The sequence below is a fragment of the Acidimicrobiia bacterium genome, assembly GCA_035471805.1.
In the GTDB taxonomy this organism is placed as follows: Bacteria; Actinomycetota; Acidimicrobiia; order Spongiisociales; family JAHEDJ01; genus JAHEDJ01.
This window is the reverse complement of record DATIPS010000031.1, coordinates 21864-42203: the sequence shown is the minus strand read 5'-3', so window position 1 is coordinate 42203 and position 20340 is coordinate 21864. Positions and strand designations below refer to the sequence as shown.

The following is a 20340-nucleotide window of genomic DNA, read 5'->3' as shown; positions in this document are numbered from 1 at the left end:
GTCATCCTTCGAGCAGGTGTTCGGGCACGTGATTCCACTCGAAATGGCCGCCATCGGAGTAGGTCCAGCCACCTCCCCAAGCGAAGCCCCACTTCTGGAAGACCGCCGCGATGTCGGGATCCATTCCGATACGACCGCCGTAGGGGTTGTCGCCGGGGTTGATATCGATGGCAATTCCCCATGTGTGCCGTGAGATCGCACCGCCCTTGTCACCACCGCGAATCAGCCGGGCGTTGTAACAGCCGCCCTGGATCTGGAAATCACGCCGGTCGATGTGCGCCCATAATCCGAGGCTGATCACCTCACCGATGGCAGACCGGAGGTAGGGGACGACGGCGCGATGGCACTTGAAGGGACCCAGGAGGGGAAGGGTGACGTCGACGATGTTCTCGTCCTTCCATGCCTGTTCGATGACCACGGCGTCGCCCACACCCGTCGGACGGTAGGAGAACTCGCCGAAGCGCTGCTTGACCAGCACGGTCGGCAAGACGCTGTCGGGATCCCAGGGATCGTCCGGGCTACCTATGCGCAGCCGCACCTTCGGCAGGCGGGTCCAGAGATCAATCACGATCTCGTCCTGGGCGCGGAATCCCCAGACGGCCATCGATGACTTTCGCTCGAACCCGAATGAGGCGGCGGTGGTATCGGAGAAGGCGAGCTCGGCCCACCACACGTCGGCGTCGGGAGCGATGGCACCGACGCGCAGACGCTGCAGAGAACCGTCCCAACCGACGAACTCGACTTCGTCGCCCACCTGCGCGCCCCGCAGGCCGGCCGACGTCGCGCCGAACACGACGGCGCCGGCGGCCAGCGCCTCCGCCACCTCGGCCCCGATCAACGGCGAGGCGCGACCGGGGTCGACCGCCAGTGACGACATGGGAATGAAATAACCGGCCTCAGCCTCCTGGACTACCTCTCCTTCTCGATAGACACCCGACATCTGGATGGTCCCGCGGTGGATGGCAAGGGACCGGGCACCATGTTCGGCCGCCACTCCGAGCACAGCCAGCTCGGAATCGGTCGAGAGCCCACCAGGTTGGTGCACGCTGATGACGAAAGATCCGGGGGTTCGGACGGCGGCGCCGGCGGGATTAGGCAGAACTCCCGCAATGGCGGCGAAAGCCGTGACGACAATCAACGAGGCGCGCATTGGCTCAGCGTACCCATCGCTCGGAGTTTTCTCGGCAATACTGTTGCTCCCCACGCGCACCAGCATTGCTGAGAAAAATCATCGGAGTTGAAAACGCGCCACCGTCTCTATGTGGAACGTCTGCGGGAACATGTCGACCGGCACCGCGTAGTCGAGGTCGTATCCGGCTTGACGGAGCAGCCGGGCGTCACGGGCGAGGCTCGCCGGATCGCAGGCCACGTAGGCGATTACCCGCGGCCCCGGTCCAACTAGAGCCTCGACCCCGGCTGCGCCCAAACCGGTCCTGGGCGGGTCGCAGACCACAGCCGTCCAGTTCTCGCCGCCTATTCCGGTTTCAACAGATGCGGCTACTACCTCGACCTCCACGCCGACATTCCTGCTGTTGTAGGCGAGATCGGCGGCGGCCAGCCCGGCCGATTCGATCGCCAGAACTCGCCCGGCACCCCTCCCGGAAGTCAGCGCGAACAGGCCGCCTCCTGCGTAGGCGTCGAGGAGGGTGTCTTCTTCGGTCAGCTGAAGGGCCTCCCCCACCAGGTCGGCCAGTGCCTCGGCTCCTGCCGTGTTGTTCTGGAAGAAAGCCGAGGCAGTGATTCGAAAGGTCGTCCCACCTACCTTCTCCGTCAGATACGGGGCACCGTGGATCGGCTCCGCCCGCCCGCGTCGAACGCGACACACCGGAAACGACCAACCACCGGCCTCCTCCGGCACCTCACCCGATACGATTGCCAGCCGGTCGCCGGTGTTGGAACCTGCCCGAAGCGTTATCCGATCCAGGGGTGTGAGATCGCCGACCTCATCGAGCATCGAGGCCAGTTCATCCGACAGGATCGGGCACTCATCCAGCGCTTCGCGCTCCTTCGACCGGCGCCGGTACAGGGCGGGACGGCCCCGCTCGACCCGGAAGTCCATACGGTTGCGATAACCGAAATCCGGGCCGGGCTTCAGCGTCGGGCGAACGTCGGCATCGATGATCCTGCCCAGGTGCTGCAACTGGCCGGCAACCACGTCGTGCTTCCATTCCGCCTGCGTCTCTCTCGAGGCGAACTGCCATTGGCATCCGCCGCAGTGACCGAAATGTCCGCACAGTGGCTCGATCCGCTCTGGGGAGGCCTCGACAACCGACACGAGCATCGCACGAGCCCATGAGCCGCGCTCCTCCAGGATGTCGACCACAACGGTCTCGCCGGGAAGGGCGCCGTCGACGAAGACGGCCTTGCCTCCTATGCGACCGACGGCCTCTCCTCCGTGGGCCATCTCATGGGTACGAACGGTGGTCAGGGCAGGACCTCGTCCAGGATCTCCACCAACGAACCCTGCATCCACGACAGGTAGTCGAACAGGGCTCGATCTGACTCGGTGCCGGCTCCGCCCGCCAGGTCGGCGCGTGCGGCTTGCACCAGTCGCGCCTCGGCAAGGACGCGCAGCCAGGCCTCCGCTTCGGCGGTGGAGAGCACGACTCCCTCCACACCGGACTCGACCGTCAGCGCGAAAGCCGATCGGTCGGCCGCCCGGCCGTGTTCGAGCTCACCGGCGAGCAAGCGCCTGAACTCATCGTCGGCATCTTCGTCGAATGGGTAGGCGCGCATGGCCAGCCGCTCGGCAGCCGGATCCGAATCGAACTTCCCCACCGAATCGAGCAGTGCCGGGACGAGCGACAGAAGGTCGACCTCCCAGGGGGCAAGCGTCAACCGGACGCCGCCGGCGCAAGGAGCGAAGGGCTCGCTCACGCCAGCTCCAGCGTCGCGTCCAGGCCGTGGGTCCGCAGCCGGAAACAGGTCAGCTCGACGTGCTCACGCGCGCCGCATGCCACCGTTGCGGAACCCGTGCGATGAATATCGAGCATCAGAGAAGTGGCGTCCTCCCTTGCCATGCCGAGGAGCCGCCGGAACACATAGGCAACGTGCGCGGCGAGATTCACCTCATCGTTCCAAACGACAACATTCCACATTTCCATGTCACTGACGCTAGTTGCCTGCCGGCGATGCCTGCAGGTTTGAGTACCGGCGAACTCCCCAAAGACTGGATCCCGTCACTCGCGTCCCGCGATTCTGGCGTCGTTGATCCAGTCCTCGAAGTCGATCCGGGCAATGCGCCATTCCCTCCCGAACTTGACCGCCGGAAGTTCTCCGGCACGCAGCACACCCGTCACGACGAAGCTCGATACATCCATGTACTCGCTGATGTCGGCGACCGAAAGCCACTCTTTGGGGATGTCCACTTCGATGCGCTTCATTTGACGACAGCGTATGCCGGACGGGTCCGCACGGCAAGCGCACACGAGGTCGCGAAAACATCTCCTCTTTCTACATCCCCGAACTATGTTAACTTTTATAAACTATCGTTATGTTTCAACAGATTGATTATGATGGACCCGCTCAGACACCCTGACCTCGTCGACGTCTCCCGCCGCCTGCGTCGCCAATGGGAACGAGTCGCGGAGGCCGAACAAGCGGCGGCTCGCGCCCTCTGGTGGCGCCGCCGTTCGCTGCGGGACCGGCTCATCGATGCTGAAGATCGGAACGAATGTGCCACGCTCTGGTGCGGAGACGGTCGGGCGGTGCTCGGCGTCGTCCAAGCGGTCGGATCCGATCACGTGGTGCTCCGGGTGGGCGATCGGCAACGATTCGTCCTGTTGCACCAAATCGTCGCGGCCGGATTCGAGGGAGTCGAGTGAACCGGCCGCGCATCGCGACTGTGCTGTCGGCAAGAGAGTGGGAACCCCGCCTGGTCGACACAGCCCGCCGGGACCCTACCGTCCGCATCGTGCGGCGCGCGTACGAGCCGGAGGACCTGGAGCGCGCCGCCCCGCTCGATACGGTCATCGTCGGCTCGGAGACTTCGTGGATCACGTCGAATCGGATCCGCTCGATCCGGCGCGGCGGGACCCGGGTAGTCGGGGTGTATCCGATGGGCGACGTTCCGGGACGTGAGCTCTTGTGCCGGGGAGGTGCCGACGCCGCGCTACCGGATACGACACCGCCCGAGGAACTACTCACTGCCGCCACCCTGGCCGCTGCGGATGCACTCGACTCCGATAGCGGCGGACGTCTCATATCGGTGACCGGGCCGAGAGGGGCTCCAGGTCGAACCGAGATCGCCGTGTCACTTGCACGGAGCATCGGGCAACGAAACAGGACCGCCATTCTCGACCTCGACCTGCAGGCACCAGGGGTTGCCTTTCGTCTCGGCATTGAGCCCGGACCGAGCCTCTTCGACATCACCGATGCGCTCCGCTCGCTCGATCGGCTGATCGCAACCAGAGCAGGCTGCCCCGGGGATTTGACCGTTATCGGCGGGCCCTCTCCACTGCCGGTCGAAGCCGCCGGGCGGTTCGGCCTGGCGGATCTCCTCCAATCGACGCTGGCCGCCTTCGAGATCACGATCGCTGATGTTGGCCCGTGGCAACCTTCCAACACGCTCCTCACCACCAGCGACGAAGTAGTGCTCGTCTGCGACGCACAACCGATGAATCTCATCAGGGCGGCCCGGCTGGTCCAAGACTGGGAGGGGCCGGTTCCTCGCGTGGTCATCAATCGCGTGAAACCCGGGCACGAGGAAGAGACGGTCCGGCTCGCGCGCCGGGCACTGGGACTCGAACCACACACGATGGTTCCGGAGATGGACACTCGCCGGGATCCGGGCTCGACTTTTCCGGATGGGCTCCTCGCTCCCCTCGTGACCAACCTCCTCTCGGGGCGCAAACGGCAGAGCGACCGGGCCCCTGGAAAGAGTCCCTAGTTCTTGGGGCCTTTTGCCCCATTGTGAGTCACCTCGAAGTCACTACGGTATTGTGACGGAGAGGAACAACAGAGCATCGGGGGCCGCATGGCAAAGATGAGTCGGCGCACATTCCTGAGTCGCGTTACCACCACAGTGGTCGGCGGGATCGGTGCGCTAATGGGCATCCCTACAGTCGCGTATCTCGTTTCTCCGGCTAAGGCCAGGGGAGGTCTTGGAGTCGATGCCATACCCCTCGGACCGGCCTCCAAAGTACCGATCGGCGAACCGACCCTGTTCAAGACCGCCATCGAACGAAAGACGGGCTGGGTAACACAGACCGAGGAGTTGGCCTTCTATCTCCTGACCGAAGACGGCCGGAACTTCACCGCCATGTCGAACGTCTGCACGCACCTCGGATGCAGAGTTCGCTGGCTCGACAGCGAAGAGCAGTTCTTCTGCCCGTGCCACAGCGCAGCTTTCAACAAGAACGGAACGGTTGCGTCCGGCCCTCCCCCTAGAGCACTCGATCAATACGAGATCTCGGTCGAAGATGATCAGCTCTTCATCGTGGGAAAGGTCGAAGCATGATGGAGAAGATCGGCCTCTGGTTCGAAGAGCGGATGGGCTGGAAGCCGATCTGGAAGGCCCTGGCGCTCCGCAACATCCCCAAGGTCAACTGGTTCTACACCCTGGGCAGCGCAACGCTGCTGGTCATGATCAACCAGATTCTCACCGGGATCCTGCTGACCATCTACTACGTGCCGAGCCCTCAGGACGCGTACAACAGCGTTTCCTTCATCACCAATGAGATCACGGCAGGGTGGCTGATCCGCGGCCTCCACCACTGGGGGGCGAGCGCCATGGTGGTACTGGCGGGACTTCACATGGTCAGAGTGGTTGTTCACGGAGCCTATAAGTTCCCACGCGAGGTGACCTGGTTCACGGGCCTCGGACTCCTGGCCGTGACGATGGCATTCGGTTTCACCGGATACCTGTTGCCGTGGGATCAGAAGGCCTACTGGGCGACGACGGTGGGGACCCGGATGCTGGAGGTTGTTCCGGTTATCGGACCGTGGTTGCTCCGTTTCGCCCGGGGCGGGGAGGAGCTCTCGGCGGTCACCTTGACCCGGTTCTACGGGATGCACATATGGGTACTCCCGGCCTTGTTGCTGCTCTTGGTCGGAATCCACATGTTCCTGGTGGTTCGTATCGGAATCACCGCACCACCGAAGGCTTCCGAATCTGAGAGCGAAGAGCCCGATGTGGAGGTCGAGGCATGAAGCCGGAGGAGCGCTCCGAGTACCTGGAGGAATACTCCGAGGACAAGAAGAAAGGTATCCCGTTCTTCCCGGACGCCGTGTTCAAAGACGTCCTGGTCGGGTTCCTCGTTCTGGTAGTGCTCATCGGGCTTTCCTACTTCGAAGGCGCGCCGCTCGACGAGCGGGCCGACCCGTCCGACAGCAACTACACCCCGCGCCCCGAGTGGTACTTCCTGTGGCTCTTCCAACTGCTCAAATACTTCCCGGGAAATCTCGAGTTCGTGGGGGTCATCCTCTTGCCGGCCCTCGGTTTTGCGGTCCTCTTTGCCATGCCGTACCTCGACAAGACGAAGTTCCGCCATTTCACCAACCGCACCTGGGTCATGGCGTCGCTGGGCGTAGCAGTAACCGGAATGGGATTCCTCACAGTTCAGTCGATGATCGACATTCCGTTGCCTGCCGACGTCACCGGCGAGATCAACGCGGCCGCGCTCTTTACTGCCAACTGCTCCGTGTGCCACGGGGCTTCGATAGATATCACCAGCGGAACGAACCTCCACGAGACGATCGCCGGAGGCCATGAAGGCATGCCGGCGTTCTCCGCGACACTGTCGACCGATGAGATAGACGCCCTGGCCGGATTCGTCCTGTCACCGCAGGGCGGATCCATCTTCACCGCCAACTGCGCTGAATGTCATGATTCGGGAGATCTGGCCGCAGTCAGCCCGTTCGAACTTCAGGCTTCCCTCAGCCAGGGAACCGAATATGCAGCCCACGCAGGCCTGGAAATACCCGAGTGGGACGATGTCGTATTCGGACAGGATCGCACTGCGCTGCTCAACTTCCTGCTGGCGCCGGATGGCCAACGTCTCTACACGCTGTATTGCTCCCAGTGCCACGGCCGGTCCATCGATTGGGAAGGCGACCGCGATCAACTTGACGTTCTCATCCGGCAAGGCGGCAATCACCTGGATATGACCCAGTGGCGGGATGTGCTCCCCGAGAGCGAGATCATCTTGCTGGCTCAATTTGTCGTAGAACCGTCGACATCACCCGACGGCGCGAATCTCTTCGCACAGCACTGCGCCGACTGCCACGGAGGTCGCGTGCCCACTGCGACCGATGTCGACACCGCCATCGACATAATCGCCGGCGGTGCCGAACACAGGTCTATGCCGGTTTGGGGAGACGTTTTGACGGAGGAGCAACTAACCGCGCTCGTCAGCTACACACTCGACGCCAGCCGCGGTACTCCCGTGATCATCGGGCAGGAGCTGTACGGACGGCTTTGTTCGTCATGTCACGGTGACTTCGGCGAAGGCGGCCCTCACCCCACGGATGTGGCCGACATCATCGCTCCGATCAGCACGGCCCTGTATCTCGAGACGCGCGACAACGCAACCTTGCGGGCGATCATCTCGAAGGGCCAGCCAGATCAGGGCATGGCGCCGTTCCTGGATTCTGAGGGTGGGCCTCTGACAGAAGATGAAGTCGCCGCCTTGGTCGCCTTCATGCGTTCCTGGGAAGCCAATCCGCCCGTCGAGTTCCCACCGGACCTGAGTCGTGGACCGGTCGCCGGTGGAAGCACTCAGCTTTTCAGCGCCTTTTGCGCACAGTGTCACGGTGGGGACGGTGCCGGTGGTCCCGGTTTGGTCGGACCGTCTCTTACGTCGGACGACTTCCAGGACTCGTACACGGACGAAAGCCTCCACGACGTCATCGCCAATGGGCATGCGGCCACCTCGATGATTGCCTGGGGAGAGGTTCTCACGGCATCTCAGATAGATGATCTGGTCCAGCATATCCGTTCGCTCGGCGGTCGCGGGGCCGCCCAGACCATCGTCTACTCACGCGACATCGAGCCGATCTTCCAGGCGTCGTGCGGCGGATGCCACGGCTCCTCGGGAGGATGGGATGCATCGACGATGGCCAAGGTCATCGAGAGCGGCGACAGCGGTGCGGCCGTCATCCCGGGCGACCCCGACGGCAGCACCCTGGTCAAGCGTATGCGCGGTATCGGTAACCTGATGCCTCCCGCCGCGCCGCTCCCCGACAGCCAGATCGAGTTGATCGAGCAGTGGATCGCCGGCGGGGCGACCGCCGAGGTATCCGTGGGAGGGGCGCCATCGGCCGATGGCGACTACACGTGGACGAGGGACGTCCGTCCGATCCTCCAGGCCAGCTGCGGGGCATGCCACGGATCCGCCGGTGGATGGGACGCTTCAACGTACGACTCGACGGTCAACAGCGGGAACGGCGGGCCTGCGGTGATACCTGGAGACGCGGACAACAGCACGTTCATCAAGCGGTTGCTCGGAGAAGGTGCCCTGATGCCCCCGGGTGCTCCGCTCTCGGACGATCAGATCGCGATTCTCATCTATTGGGTCAACAGCGGCGCAGCCGAGTAGCGAAGCCGGAAATCCCGAGCCGTCGATTCGACGCGGCGTCGGGTCGGGTTGCTACTCTCCTACGCACCCCGGAAAACACGCCGGGGTGCGTGCGATAGGGTGTCGACGACGGAGCATTAGGGATGGAGAAACTTCATTTTTTCGATGAGAACATCCCTTGTCTGGCGGCGTGTCCCGTAAACACCAACGCAGGCATGTACGTTGCCGCGATCGCAGATGGACTCGATGAGCTCGCCTACCTGACCGCCCGTCTACCCAATCCGTTTGCCTCGGTTTGCGGCCGGGTCTGCGCAGCTCCGTGCGAGGATGCCTGCCGGAGGGGCGAGATCGACAAGCCCATCGCCATCCGGGCTCTCAAACGTTTCGTGACTGATCAGTTCGGGGTCGAAGCCGGCATGGATACCTACAAACAGGTAGCCGCACCGCCGGAGGAGTCCCGACCCGAGAACGTCGGCATCGTCGGCGGTGGCCCTGCCGGCCTGTCGGCGGCCCACGACCTGCGCCGGCTCGGATACGGCGTCACGCTTTACGAAGCCACCGGGCAACTCGGCGGCATGATGCTCCTCGGCATTCCGGAATACCGGCTCGACAGGACCCTCCTGGCCGCGGAGATCAAAGCCATCACCGATCTGGGCGTGAAAGTGCACCTGAACACCAAACTCGGCGATGCCGTAACACTCGATGAACTTCGCGACCGCCACGATGCGTTGTTCCTATCCATCGGCGCGACGCTCGGCCGTGGACTGGATCTGGAAGGGCACGAGGCAGACGGCGTTTTGAAGGCGATCGAGTTCCTGATCAACGCCAACCAGGGGTTCGCGACCAGCATCGGCGAGAAGGTCGTGGTAATCGGCGGCGGTGACGTGGCCATGGACGCCGCCCGCACTGCCCTCCGTGCTTCGACCTACGACGAGATCGCAAGAAGGAATGCCGATTACGACGAGGGCCACGAACGAGCTTCGATGACCGAGGCCCTGGATGTCGCCCGCACTGCAGCAAGGACCGGAGCCCAGGACATAACGATCATGTCTCTGGAAGCCAGGCACGAGATGCCTGCATCGGAATTCGAGATCGAAGAGGCCGAGCACGAGGAGATCAGGTTCGTCAACCGCCGCGGGCCTGCCCGGATTCTCACCAAGAACGGCAAGGTGACCGGCATAGAGACGATCGCCGTTACCCGGGTATTCGACGATGAGGGCAGGTTCGCACCCGAGTTCGACGAATCCGACAGTATGGAGCTCGAAGCCGACACGATCATCATGGCGATAGGCCAGGCCATCGATGTCGATGTACTCGGCGATGACGGCCCCGAGTTGAGCCCCCGGCGTACCATCCAGGTCGGCACCGACAGCCTCGCCACCTCACTTCCGATGGTCTGGGCCGGTGGGGATGCCGCCCGTGGTCCGCGTACCCTCATCGAGGCCATAGCCGACGGCCGCCGCGCCGCCCGTGAGATCCATGAGGCTTTCGGCGGCAGTTTCACCGAGGCGAGTGCGGGAACGATGGTCCAGCTCGAGCAGTTCCATCGTCTCGACGACGTCTACGACCGGGTTCCACGGGTCGACGTGCCAACCCTCCCCACCGACCGCCGGATCGGCCTGGCGGAAGTTGAAACCGGTTTCACCGTCGAACAGGCCAGGTGTGAAGCGCAGCGGTGCCTTCGCTGCTTCGCCAACATCCTGCTCGACACAGACAAATGTGTGCTGTGCGCCCTGTGCGCAGATGTCTGCCCGCTGGATCTGATCTCGCTGGTCCCTTCTCAGGAGATCCATCCCGATGACCCGGGAGGCACGGCATTGATGTTGAATGAGCAAAGCTGCATCCGTTGTGCACTCTGCATTGAGCGGTGTCCGACGGATGCGTTGTCGATGGGTCTCTGGACCGGAGTTGGAGTGCCGACCGTGGGAGCAGCGGTATGACTTTGGGGCAACGAATCAGGGAGAGCACGATCGGCCGTTCGATCTGGCGCGCAACCGATCGCGCCACGGAACGCGACCAGGCCGCCGGCCACTGGGCGAACTTCTTCCTGCACATCTATCCGGTGAAAGTACGACGAAAGGAAATCACCTTCCGGTACTCCTGGTATCTGGGGGTGGCTTCGGCAGTGCTGTTCGGGTCGCTGGTCGTCTCCGGTATCTACCTGATGTTCTTCTACGTGCCGTCGCCAACGCAGGCATATGGCGACATCCTCAATCTGCAAACGCAGGTCGCCTTCGGCCAGTACATCCGCAACGTGCACCGCTGGTCTGCGCACCTCATGGTGCTCGTAGTTGCCGCCCACATGGCCCGCGTTTTCTACCGGGGCGCCTACAAGTCGCCGCGCGAGTTCAACTGGGGCATCGGTGTTGTGCTCCTGGTCCTGACACTCCTGCTGTCGTTCACCGGCTACCTGCTCCCCTGGGACCAACTCGCCTTCTGGGCGGTGACGGTCGGTACCGAAATGGCCGCTTTCGTTCCGTTCATAGGCGACACGGTGAAGGAAATGATGCTGGGCGGACCCGTGGTCGCTTCTTCTACTCTTCTCCGGTTCTACGTATTGCATGTTGCCGTGCTGCCCGTCGCCCTCGTCCTCCTGATAACCATCCATCTGTGGCGGTGGCGCAAGGACAGCATGCTGGATCCTGCGAAGGAGGGTGTTGATGCCGGTGCCTAGACCCGATCAGGAGAACCCGGAGATCATCGGCGGTCGGCGTGTGCTGGGAGTAGTCCCCGGAAAGCCGCCGGGCGGAGACCGCAAGGTTCTCGACGAGCAAGAGCCGGTCATGGTCTGGCCGCATCTGCTCGTCAGGCACGGCGTTGCAGCATTGGTCGTGATGGCGGTGGTTCTGGTGCTGGCCATCTTCTTCGACGCCCCGCTCAGAGAAATTGCCAACCCAACGTTGACTCCCAACCCTGAGAAAGCTCCGTGGTATTTCGCCGCGCTTCAGGAGTTGTTGTCCATGTTCCATCCCCTGGTCGCCGGTGTGTTGGTCCCCGGCGCCATAATCCTCGGCCTCGCAGCTCTCCCTTACATCGACCGCAGCCCCAGGACCGAGCCCCGTTTCCGAAAGGTCGCTGTGGCCACCTTCACGATCTTCATGGTCGTGTGGATCATCCTGACGATCATCGGATTTGCCTTTCGCGGCCCCAACTGGGGCTGGGTCTGGCCCTGGCAAGAGTGGTATGGAGAGCTATGAGCAACGGAATCGGTCGAAGAGAGTTCCTTTCCAGGGCGTGGAAGTGGGGCGCGGCCCTCATCGGGTTGGCCGGAGGATGGACCACGTGGGATGTCCTCCAACCCCGCATCACCGGGGGATTCGGCGGGGTCATCAAGACCAAACCAGTGGAAACGGTTCCCGATGCCGGCGTCGAGGCCATCCGAGCTGCGAGGGCCTACCTGACGAAGATCGACGGCGAGGTAGTCGCCCTGTCGGAGAAGTGTCCGCATCTCGGCTGCCGGGTGCCCTGGTGTGACTCGTCCGGACAGTTCGAGTGCCCGTGCCACGGCTCGTACTTCAACAGGGCAGGCGAGTACCGGGCAGGCCCTGCTCCCCGGGGCATGGACCGCTACGCGGTCGAGATCGTCGACGGTATCGTCCTCGTGGACACAGGAGCAACGATCGCCGGGCCTGCCGTGGGAATCGAAACCCTCGACGAACCCGTCCGCGGGCCATCCTGCGAGGAGAGCTCGCATGGGTGAGCGTCCCGTCGATACGCGACTCGAAGAGGCGACCAATAGGTGGATGCAGGCAGGCCTGGCCCTCATGGTTGTCCTGGTGCTGGCCTTCCCCGCCTACAGGCTCCTCGAACCCAGCAATCGCAGCGAGGCGCGCGCGTTGCTGACCGAAGAGCTGGCCGCGTCCGGAGAGAGTCTGTTCGCCGGCCAATGCGCCGCCTGCCACGGCGAAGCCGGCCGGAACGGGCAGGTGGGACCGTCATTGAACTCAAAGCAGTTCCTGGAGGCCGCCACGGACCAGCAGATCATCAGTCTCACCTCGGTTGGTGTCCCCGGTTCGCAGATGGGCGCCTATTCGATCGACTTCGGCGGTCCACTGACCCTCGAACAGATCACCGCAATCACCACCTACCTTCGCTCGCTGGAGAAGGATGCTCCCGACGATCCGGACTGGCGAGCAGTGGTAGAACCGGCGAGTTAGCCCCCCACGGCAAGTGGGAGAGATGGATTAGCCGGCAGGCGAAAACCGCGGGGGTGACTCGCGACCCGCGACCACCTACGCGTCGGTCGGAACCTCGTAGGGGTGGCCTTCGTCTTCCGGCGCCTGGTACTGCTCGTCGTGTTTGACGACCAACTCATCGCTGCGGAAGACGTCGCCATCCCACGCTCCCTCGACGATGGCTCCGACACCCTCACGGAACAGTTCCGGTGGCGCGCCGACGTGCACGATGTGAACCTCGTGGGCTCCGTCTGAGACGGTGAACTCGACTCCGTCGTTCGTCTCGATCAGGCTGCCCTCTTCCACCTGGCCTCCGAGCCGGAAGCGCTCGCCGTCTGGGAATTCGGCTCTTTGCTCAACTGCTTCGTTGGGCGTCAGGTAATAGACGAGGTTCTCACCCAGGCTGAGGAACACCATCCAGCCGATGATCACGACGATGGCTCCGATGGCGGGAAGCACAAACCAGCGATAGCGCATCATCTCAGCCCTCCACCCGTCCGCGGACGTTACGCAGGCGCATGATCAGGAACGTTGCGTAACCGATCATGAAGCCGTACACGACGATATAGGCAAACAAGACCCATCCGTTAGACATCTCGCACCCCCTCGAGGTCGGGAGCTGTGATCGCCGCACCTGCAGGCGTGGCATCGACAGCCGCTGATTGTTCTTCGAGTTCCTCTTCGCCTCTGGCAATGGCGGTCCTCAGGCTCATCAAGGCCAAATAGACGACGGTGAATGCACCGACGTTGCTCAGGAGTGCGAGGAGTATCTCTCCGTCTATCGGGGAATCCGGACGGGCCACCGTGATCCCCTGATGGAGAGTACGCACAATGAGAACAGACAGATAGGAGAGGGGCACCAGGAAGAAGGCGACGATGCCCAGCACCGCCGAACGTGTGGCCCGCATGGCGGGATCCGGAATACTGCGCCGCAGCGCCAGGTAACCAACGTAGACGAAGAACATGAGAGCGGTGGTCATCATGCGGGCGTCACCCCAGTCCCAGAAGGTGCCCCAGACCGGGTAACCCCAGATCATGCCCGTCATCAAAGCCAGCGCGGTGAAGAACACTCCGATGGAGACGCTCGACTCGGCGACGCGGTCGAACACGAGCCGACGTTTCGTCAGCCACAGAATCGAAGCCACCAGCGTGACCAGGAACGCGAGATAGGCCAGCCAGGCAGACGGTACGTGCACATACATGATGCGCGTGTACTCGCCCTGCAACTGATCGAGGGGCGCCCGGCTGCCGAAGTAGAAGCCGATGGCGATCACCACCAGCGCACTCAATCCCAATATGCGATGTCTGTTCAACGTGAGGCCTCCTCGAGGAAACGGGCGGTCAGCACACCTACCACTGCCAGGCCGAGAACAACGGCAACCAGCAGAAGGATGGGCGTGAGGATACTTGACTCTTGCGACAAAGCCTCATAGGTCTGTGATGCTCCGACCAGCAGAGGCAGAGACAGGGGTGCGACCAGCAGCGGCGCCAGAGTGTTGCGGGAACGCAGACCGGACGTGATGCCGGAGGCCAAAGTGCCGATGAGAGCCAGGCCTATCGCCATCAGCAGCAGCACCACGAGCAACACCGGCCAACCGGAGACGGGGTCCGGGTTGTACAGCACGATCGTGAGGGGTGCGAGCACCCCCTCGAAGACGAGCAGGAGGAGAAAGCTGGCGCTCACCCGACCCACAAACTGGGCGGCCGGGTCCATTCCGAGCAGCACCATCATCTCGCGGTTGGCGACGGTCTCGGTGGCGGAATGCCGGAACGTGACGAGCATGCCAAAGAGGAGCGTCACGACCCAGAACATGCCGGGACCAACCGAGGCGATCATCGGCCGGTCCGTTCCTATCGCCAGCGGGATGAGCAGAAGCGCCACCGCACCAAACGGGATCGTGATGTTCAGCACCTCGCCGGAGCGACCCTCGACCCGCATGTCTTTGCGGCCGATTTCATAGGCCTGGCCCCAGAAAGAAGGACCCGTCATCGCGAGCCTCCCGGTACGACGGCGCCCCCGACCAACTCGTAGGTCGACTGTACGAGCGGAAGCATCCGATCGAGCTCATGAGAGACGAAAACGGCGGCACCCCCTCGCGCGCGGACGTTCTCGACGACCGCGTCGACGAGTTGACCCGCCTCTCGATCGAGACCTGCGTGGGCTTCGTCGAGCAGGAGCAGGTCGGGTTTCGTGAGAATCACCCTGGCGAACTCAACGCGTCGCTGCATCCCGTGCGATGACTGCTCGGCTCGCCGGTGTTTCGCACCTGCCAGACCGACGAGGTCCAGCATCTCGTCGACGCGCTCCTCGCTATGACCCGACAAACGGGAGACGAAGACGAGGTTCTCGCGCAACGTCAACTGGGGATACAAGGCGGGCTGATGTCCGATCAGGGCGATTCGCCGCCTTATCGAGAATGCGGTTTCCCGGCCCATCTCGCTCCCGAATACCGCAACGCTGCCCTCCGTCGGCCGGAGCAGCGTGGCCAGTACCCGAAGCAAGGTCGATTTGCCCGAGCCGTTGGGACCTACGATTCCTGTGGCCTCGCCCGCCGGAACCTCGAGTTCGACGCTCTTGAGCACGGGAACACGACCGTAGCGAACGGCGACGTCTTTCAACCGGACAACTGGCGAATCGGACATGGCGGACGAGTGTACGCCCGAAGCATCCTCCACCGAAACGGACGCGACCGGATTAGCGACCTGGTTCCTCCCGAACATCACCCGAGTAGGGTTCCACGGAGGAGGTTCCGGCAGGCAGGGCCCAAGTGCCCCAGTCAGCGGGGCCTTTCGCCGTACGTCTACGGTCGAGATACTCTTATCCTCAGGGAAGCTGATGGCAATACGGGGGACCTCGAGCTCGGAGAGTTCGATAGTCCCAGCGGAGGAAGGCACCAATAGATGAACGCGACTCTTGGGTATCTCTCGGTTCTGGTTGCGCTGGTTGGTGCACTGGGGATCACGGTGCGGGGTTTCATTGCGATGAGAGACCCCGGGAGGGCGACCGCCTCCTACCTCGGACTCCCCGTCGTAGCCCTCTTCGGAGGAGCAGTCGCAGCGATGTTCTTCCTCGAACTCGGCCTCCTCACCGACGACTTCTCCATCAAATACATCGCCAACAACTCCTCGAGTGCCACTCCGACACTCTTCAAATTCGCGTCCGGTTGGGCGTCGCTGGAAGGATCGATCGTGTTGTGGGGCCTCGTCCTGGCGAGCTTCACGTACGGCGTCTACACACGATTCTTCCGCAGCAAGGAGGGTGACAGACTGTCGGCGGGCGCCCTGGCAATCATGGGCCTCGTCTCGCTGTACTTCTTCGGTTTGATGGCATCGATCTCGAACCCATTCGCCGTTTGCCTGCAAGCGTGGTCGGGAGGCGTGGGTTGCGCCGAGGGGGCCTGGGGCCCGATAGGTGACGTGATCGCGGCACCGATCGACGGCATCGGAGCCAACGCCTTGCTGCAGAACCACTGGCTGATGGCCCTTCACCCCCCCACGCTGTACGTCGGTTATGTCGGACTGACAGTTCCGTTCGCGTTCGCCGTTTCCGCGCTGATGGTCAAGGCGACCGGGGTCGAATGGTTGGCCCGCACACGCAGTTGGACGCTTTTCGCCTGGATGTTCCTGACCGGCGGAATCATCCTCGGCGGGCTCTGGTCGTACGAGGTGCTCGGGTGGGGCGGATACTGGGCGTGGGACCCGGTAGAGAACGCCTCATTCATGCCGTGGCTCATTGCAACGGCTTTCCTTCATTCGGCGGTCGTGCAAGCGCGCCGGGGCATGCTGCAGTCGTGGAACTTCGTCCTCGTCATCACGGCCTTCGCGCTCACGATTCTCGGTACCTTCCTGACCCGTTCCGGCGTCATCGTCTCGGTTCACAGTTTCTCGCAATCGGCGATAGGACCGGCCCTCCTCGGGTTCCTTCTCGTCGTATTGCTGGGATCACTGGGACTGTTCGCGGTACGCGCCCAGACAATCGCCTCGTCACCTCGACTCGACGCGCTGAACAGCCGGGAAGGCGTGTTCCTGCTCAACAACCTGCTCCTGACCGTGTTCGCTTTCATGGTGCTGACCGGGACCCTCTATCCGCTCTTCGTCGAAGCCTTCTCGGACTCGACGGTCGGCGTAGGTCGTCCGTTCTTCGACAGGATGGCCATTCCTTTGTCTTTCCTTCTGTTGCTGGCCATGGGCATAGGCCCCATCGCGCCCTACCGGGTGGCCAGCGCCGCGGTCATCTGGGAGCGCATCCGCTGGCCGGTCCGCATCGCGCTCGGGTCGGCCGCACTGGCAGTTGTACTCGGCTACAGGAACCCGTTCCTGCTCCTCGGCATTCTCACCGCTGTCTTCGTCATCGGCGCCATCATCCGGAATCTCTACGTGACGGCCCGAACTCGCTCTGAGAAGCTGGGAATCGGGACCGCTTCGGCAACTTCCCGTCTGATGCGCGGAGACCCGCACTACTGGGGCGGCCAGATGTCCCACTTGGGAATAGCCATCCTCGCCCTGGGCATCGTCTTCTCATCGAACCTGGCTGAGACGGGCACGATCTCCATCGACCAGGGCGAAACGGTCAATTTCGCCGGATTCGAGGTGACATACGAACAGGAGTTCAGCCGTCAAGAACCGGGAAGGTTCGTCACAGGTGCAGATATCACGGTGACGAAGGGTGGTTCGACCGTCGGGGCGTACCAACCAAGGCTGAACCAGTACAGCAACAACACGTCGTCCATCGCCACACCCTCAGTCGACACGATGTTCTCGGGTGACCTCTACTTGTCCCTCCGCAGCATCGACCCGGAGACCGTCGTACTGGAGGTCTTCTGGTTCCCGTTCATATGGCTGATCTGGGTCGGCGGCTTCCTGGCCGCCGGAGCCGGCGCCTGGGCCTACACAGCCAAGAAACCGGAGCGGTCCACCAGGCGGGAGTCCGCCGATGTCTGACTCGGTTCGCAAGACCATCGCCGCCGTCGTCACCATCGCTCTGGCGGTTGTCGTCGTCGTCGGACTGATCCAGGGTGACGAGAGCGATGAAGATCGCGCCCGTGCGATCGGCAGTCGCGTGAAATGCCCCGTCTGCCAGGGAGTGGCGATAGCCGATTCACCTTCTGAAACGGCGCGAGCCATGATGGACGTGGTCGAGGAACGAATCGCAGAAGGCTGGTCGGACGATCAGATCATCGACTACTTCACCGAGCGTTACACCGACAGCATCGTGATCGACCCGCCCTTCGCCGGAAACACGCTCATGGTTTGGCTTATTCCGATACTGGCGGTAGTCGCCGGCGTTTACCTGATCTTCACCCGGCGCACGGCTCCGGCAACCGAATCCAGCGAGGTACGGCAGTGACCAACTTCAATCAGGAGGCATACGACCGCGCAGTCGGCCGGCGAGAGCTGGCGAAGACCGACCTCGAGGAACTCGCCCAGCAAGTCGAAGACGGCGAAATAGACGCCTCTACCGCTGCCGGACTTCGCACCGGGTATGAGGCGGAACTGGCTGCGGCCGAAGCAACCCTTGCCGCACTCGGCAAGCCGCCCGCGCCGAAGAAGACACCACCCGCAGGCAAGCAATCCGGATCATCCCCGGCCCTGTCTCCCGCCGAGCAGGGCCGGGAGGATACCGCCGGACTGAACAGACGCTGGCTGGTAGGTGCCGGGATCCTCATTGCAGCCCTCGCCGTGATACTCATCTCGGTGCAGAACTCGAGCGAGCCGGAGCAGACGGCCGCCCCGACATTCCCTCAATCAGCCGGCTGCGCCGAACTGGAAGCGGCCATGGACGCTCATCCGGGCAACGAGTTCCGCCTGGCGGTTGCGGATTGCTACGCCGAGACGGGCGATGCCATGTCGGCAATCTCTCATTACCAAGCGGTACTGGACGGAGACCCGACGGACATCGAGAGGGCGAGCGCGTCGTTTGGCCTCGGTTTCCTCAATCTACAAATCGGAAGAATGCCCGAGGCAGCCGACCTGTTCAAGGTCGCAACCGAGAACGACGACCAGAACTACGACGCCAAGTACTGGTACGGCATGATGCTCATCTACGAACTCGACCGTTATGCGGACGGCGTTCCGTACCTGGAGGAAGTGCTGGAGTTGCCGAACCTCGATCCAGACACGATCGCCAACATCGAAGAAGCTCTTGCCTTCGAAGGTGGAGGGAACCAAGGATCATGACCAGCGTAGACAACGCCATCGAACCAAGCTCGGAAGGCTCTCAACGGAACACGAAAGTCTGGATTGTCGCCGGTGTCGTCGGCGCGGCTTTCGTCGCTCTGGCCATCGTGTTCGGAAGCAGGTTCGGTGTCGATCCCCGGGTCGTTGAGTCACCGCTGGTGGGACTTCCTGCTCCGCACGTTGAACTCGAGTATCTCGATCGGGCCGGCACCCTCAACATAGGCGACCTCAGAGGCGACGTCGTCGTTGTCAACTTCTTTGCTTCCTGGTGCATCCCTGCTTGCCGGGACGAACACCCGCACCTCACCGCGGCAGCCGCCGACTACGCGGACCGCGGAGTCCGGTTCGTCGGCATCGCCACCAGCGATCAGCCGGAAGACAGCATCGCCTTCCTGGACAGGTATGGATGGGGTACCAACTACTCGTACTTGACCGACCCGGATGCCAGGGCAGGTGTGGAGTTCGGAACGTTCGGCGTACCCGAGACCTTCGTGATCGACCGGGCCGGCCTGGTGACCCACAAGTTCACCGGTGCGATCACGTACGACGAACTCTCAGCCGAGCTCGAGAGAGTCCTGGCCGGAACCGGATCTGGGTGACGTCAAGGGCGAACGGCCCGTCGGTCGGGGAACTAGGCCCCTGGGCGACGGCGCAACGAATCGGCGAACATGAATCCGGCGAATGATCCTGCCCGGGGAGACAGGCATGCAAACCCCAACTCGAACCGCCTGCAACATCCAGCGCGTCGCCCGGCTGGCTCTGTTGGCGTTCGCTCTCTTGCTGTGGATGGGCCGGCCGGCAAACGCTCAGGAGGGACCCGGAAATAGCGATCCTTTCTGGAGCAGCGACACCTGTCTCGCCTGCCATCAACAGTCCGATCTGGCGGTTCCGCTTCCTTCGAACGAGACATTGAGCCTGGCCGTGTTCCGGGGGGAGTATGAACGCTCTGTGCACGGCCAGACCGGCGTGCAATGTCGCAACTGTCACCTCGACATCAGCGGATACCCACATCCGGAATTCACCGCCGGAAGCCTCTCGGACTATTCCGCTCAACAGTCCGGGACTTGTGAGATGTGCCATCGAGACCACTACACGAAAGTGGCCGACGAACTGCACACCGAGGCGGGTCGATTGCTGTGTTCCGACTGCCATGATCCGCATACCACGGGCAGCGCACAGCCGGTGTCGGCTGAGGTTCAGGTGTCGTGCAACGAATGCCACTCAGAAGGAGTCACAATCCCGGCAGAGGGAATCCATTCGGCCCCGGAGATTCCCGAACACGGGAGCACGAGCGGCTTCACGATTCTCCTCGTCGTTGGTGGGCTGCTGATAGGTTTCGTCGTCCTCGTATGGCTGGCAATGGTGGCATGGCGGTCTGTGCGACAACGAGGTTGAGGTTTACCGGGCCTCCATCAAAGAGGGCCCGGTCTTGGATTTTCGACCTCTTGTGTAGCCGCTAAGGGGTCGAAAGG

General features: G+C 62.9%; 24 protein-coding genes. 15 read left to right on the top strand and 9 right to left on the bottom strand.

The genetic code is table 11. The annotated features are described in order from the left end of the window. Window position 1: 1 nt before the first annotated feature. From VLT15_07100 to VLT15_07080, 5 genes are all read right to left on the bottom strand, one after another. Window positions 2-1150 (bottom strand): M15 family metallopeptidase, encoded by a 1149-nt coding sequence (locus tag VLT15_07100; GenBank protein HSR44981.1) that lies wholly within the window; start codon window positions 1148-1150, stop codon window positions 2-4. 78 nt (window positions 1151-1228) lie between these two features. Further along, window positions 1229-2404, bottom strand: a complete 1176-nt coding sequence (locus VLT15_07095) for a class I SAM-dependent RNA methyltransferase (GenBank protein ID HSR44980.1) — start codon at window positions 2402-2404, stop codon at window positions 1229-1231. 20 nt (window positions 2405-2424) lie between these two features. Continuing rightward, window positions 2425-2877: a DUF2017 family protein gene (locus VLT15_07090; protein ID HSR44979.1), complete on the bottom strand. Its 453-nt coding sequence runs from the start codon at window positions 2875-2877 to the stop codon at window positions 2425-2427. Then, window positions 2874-3104 (bottom strand): ATP-dependent Clp protease adaptor ClpS, encoded by a 231-nt coding sequence (locus tag VLT15_07085; protein HSR44978.1) that lies wholly within the window; start codon window positions 3102-3104, stop codon window positions 2874-2876. The genes VLT15_07090 and VLT15_07085 overlap by 4 nt, the downstream gene beginning before the upstream one ends. Window positions 3105-3179: 75 nt before the next feature. Continuing rightward, window positions 3180-3383, bottom strand: a complete 204-nt coding sequence (locus VLT15_07080; protein ID HSR44977.1) for a helix-turn-helix domain-containing protein — start codon at window positions 3381-3383, stop codon at window positions 3180-3182. A gap of 132 nt (window positions 3384-3515) precedes the next feature. Here VLT15_07080 and VLT15_07075 point away from each other — a divergent pair, with 132 nt between their 5' ends. The 10 genes from VLT15_07075 to VLT15_07030 all read left to right on the top strand — a co-directional run bounded on the left by VLT15_07075 (window position 3516) and on the right by VLT15_07030 (window position 12673). Beyond that, entirely contained in the window at window positions 3516-3824 is a 309-nt protein-coding gene (locus VLT15_07075; protein ID HSR44976.1) for a hypothetical protein, read from the top strand. Beyond that, window positions 3821-4888 carry a hypothetical protein gene (locus VLT15_07070; GenBank protein HSR44975.1) on the top strand — a complete coding sequence of 356 codons (1068 nt, stop codon included), beginning with the start codon at window positions 3821-3823 and terminating at the stop codon, window positions 4886-4888. The genes VLT15_07075 and VLT15_07070 overlap by 4 nt, the downstream gene beginning before the upstream one ends. Before the next feature lie 87 nt (window positions 4889-4975). After that, the gene (locus VLT15_07065; GenBank protein ID HSR44974.1) at window positions 4976-5458 is read left to right on the top strand and encodes a ubiquinol-cytochrome c reductase iron-sulfur subunit; all 483 of its coding nucleotides are present in this window, start codon (window positions 4976-4978) and stop codon (window positions 5456-5458) included. Next, on the top strand, window positions 5455-6150 hold the full coding sequence (locus tag VLT15_07060; protein ID HSR44973.1) for a cytochrome b N-terminal domain-containing protein: 696 nt from the start codon (window positions 5455-5457) through the stop codon (window positions 6148-6150). The genes VLT15_07065 and VLT15_07060 overlap by 4 nt, the downstream gene beginning before the upstream one ends. Further along, the gene (locus VLT15_07055) at window positions 6147-8537 is read left to right on the top strand and encodes a c-type cytochrome (protein ID HSR44972.1); all 2391 of its coding nucleotides are present in this window, start codon (window positions 6147-6149) and stop codon (window positions 8535-8537) included. Before VLT15_07060 ends, VLT15_07055 begins: the two co-directional genes overlap by 4 nt. 122 nt (window positions 8538-8659) lie before the next feature. Further along, window positions 8660-10456 (top strand): FAD-dependent oxidoreductase, encoded by a 1797-nt coding sequence (locus tag VLT15_07050; protein HSR44971.1) that lies wholly within the window; start codon window positions 8660-8662, stop codon window positions 10454-10456. Then, window positions 10453-11190 (top strand): cytochrome b N-terminal domain-containing protein, encoded by a 738-nt coding sequence (locus VLT15_07045; GenBank protein HSR44970.1) that lies wholly within the window; start codon window positions 10453-10455, stop codon window positions 11188-11190. The genes VLT15_07050 and VLT15_07045 overlap by 4 nt, the downstream gene beginning before the upstream one ends. Then, a complete protein-coding gene (locus VLT15_07040) occupies window positions 11177-11713 on the top strand; it encodes a hypothetical protein (GenBank protein ID HSR44969.1) in 537 nt (178 codons plus the stop codon). The genes VLT15_07045 and VLT15_07040 overlap by 14 nt, the downstream gene beginning before the upstream one ends. Then, window positions 11710-12216, top strand: a complete 507-nt coding sequence (locus VLT15_07035) for a Rieske 2Fe-2S domain-containing protein (protein ID HSR44968.1) — start codon at window positions 11710-11712, stop codon at window positions 12214-12216. Before VLT15_07040 ends, VLT15_07035 begins: the two co-directional genes overlap by 4 nt. Beyond that, a complete protein-coding gene (locus VLT15_07030) occupies window positions 12209-12673 on the top strand; it encodes a cytochrome c (GenBank protein HSR44967.1) in 465 nt (154 codons plus the stop codon). Before VLT15_07035 ends, VLT15_07030 begins: the two co-directional genes overlap by 8 nt. A gap of 75 nt (window positions 12674-12748) precedes the next feature. Here VLT15_07030 and VLT15_07025 read toward each other — a convergent pair whose 3' ends face one another. From VLT15_07025 to ccmA, 4 genes are all read right to left on the bottom strand, one after another. Further along, window positions 12749-13171, bottom strand: a complete 423-nt coding sequence (locus tag VLT15_07025) for a cytochrome c maturation protein CcmE (protein ID HSR44966.1) — start codon at window positions 13169-13171, stop codon at window positions 12749-12751. A gap of 107 nt (window positions 13172-13278) precedes the next feature. Further along, window positions 13279-14004, bottom strand: coding sequence for a cytochrome c biogenesis protein CcsA (ccsA, locus tag VLT15_07020; GenBank protein HSR44965.1), 726 nt, complete (start codon window positions 14002-14004; stop codon window positions 13279-13281). Then, window positions 14001-14681, bottom strand: a complete 681-nt coding sequence (locus VLT15_07015; protein ID HSR44964.1) for a heme exporter protein CcmB — start codon at window positions 14679-14681, stop codon at window positions 14001-14003. The genes ccsA and VLT15_07015 overlap by 4 nt, the downstream gene beginning before the upstream one ends. Then, entirely contained in the window at window positions 14678-15334 is a 657-nt protein-coding gene (gene ccmA / locus VLT15_07010; protein ID HSR44963.1) for a heme ABC exporter ATP-binding protein CcmA, read from the bottom strand. Before ccmA ends, VLT15_07015 begins: the two co-directional genes overlap by 4 nt. A gap of 258 nt (window positions 15335-15592) precedes the next feature. Here ccmA and VLT15_07005 point away from each other — a divergent pair, with 258 nt between their 5' ends. The 5 genes from VLT15_07005 (at window position 15593) to VLT15_06985 (ending at window position 20263) form a co-directional block, all read left to right on the top strand. Next, a complete protein-coding gene (locus VLT15_07005; protein HSR44962.1) occupies window positions 15593-17632 on the top strand; it encodes a cytochrome c-type biogenesis CcmF C-terminal domain-containing protein in 2040 nt (679 codons plus the stop codon). After that, complete coding sequence (locus VLT15_07000; GenBank protein ID HSR44961.1) at window positions 17625-18038, top strand: cytochrome c-type biogenesis protein; 414 nt, start codon at window positions 17625-17627, stop codon at window positions 18036-18038. Before VLT15_07005 ends, VLT15_07000 begins: the two co-directional genes overlap by 8 nt. Continuing rightward, window positions 18035-18868 carry a tetratricopeptide repeat protein gene (locus tag VLT15_06995; protein ID HSR44960.1) on the top strand — a complete coding sequence of 278 codons (834 nt, stop codon included), beginning with the start codon at window positions 18035-18037 and terminating at the stop codon, window positions 18866-18868. Before VLT15_07000 ends, VLT15_06995 begins: the two co-directional genes overlap by 4 nt. Then, complete coding sequence (locus VLT15_06990; GenBank protein HSR44959.1) at window positions 18865-19467, top strand: redoxin domain-containing protein; 603 nt, start codon at window positions 18865-18867, stop codon at window positions 19465-19467. The genes VLT15_06995 and VLT15_06990 overlap by 4 nt, the downstream gene beginning before the upstream one ends. A gap of 106 nt (window positions 19468-19573) precedes the next feature. Next, window positions 19574-20263, top strand: a complete 690-nt coding sequence (locus VLT15_06985) for a cytochrome c3 family protein (protein ID HSR44958.1) — start codon at window positions 19574-19576, stop codon at window positions 20261-20263. Window positions 20264-20340: the final 77 nt, after the last annotated feature.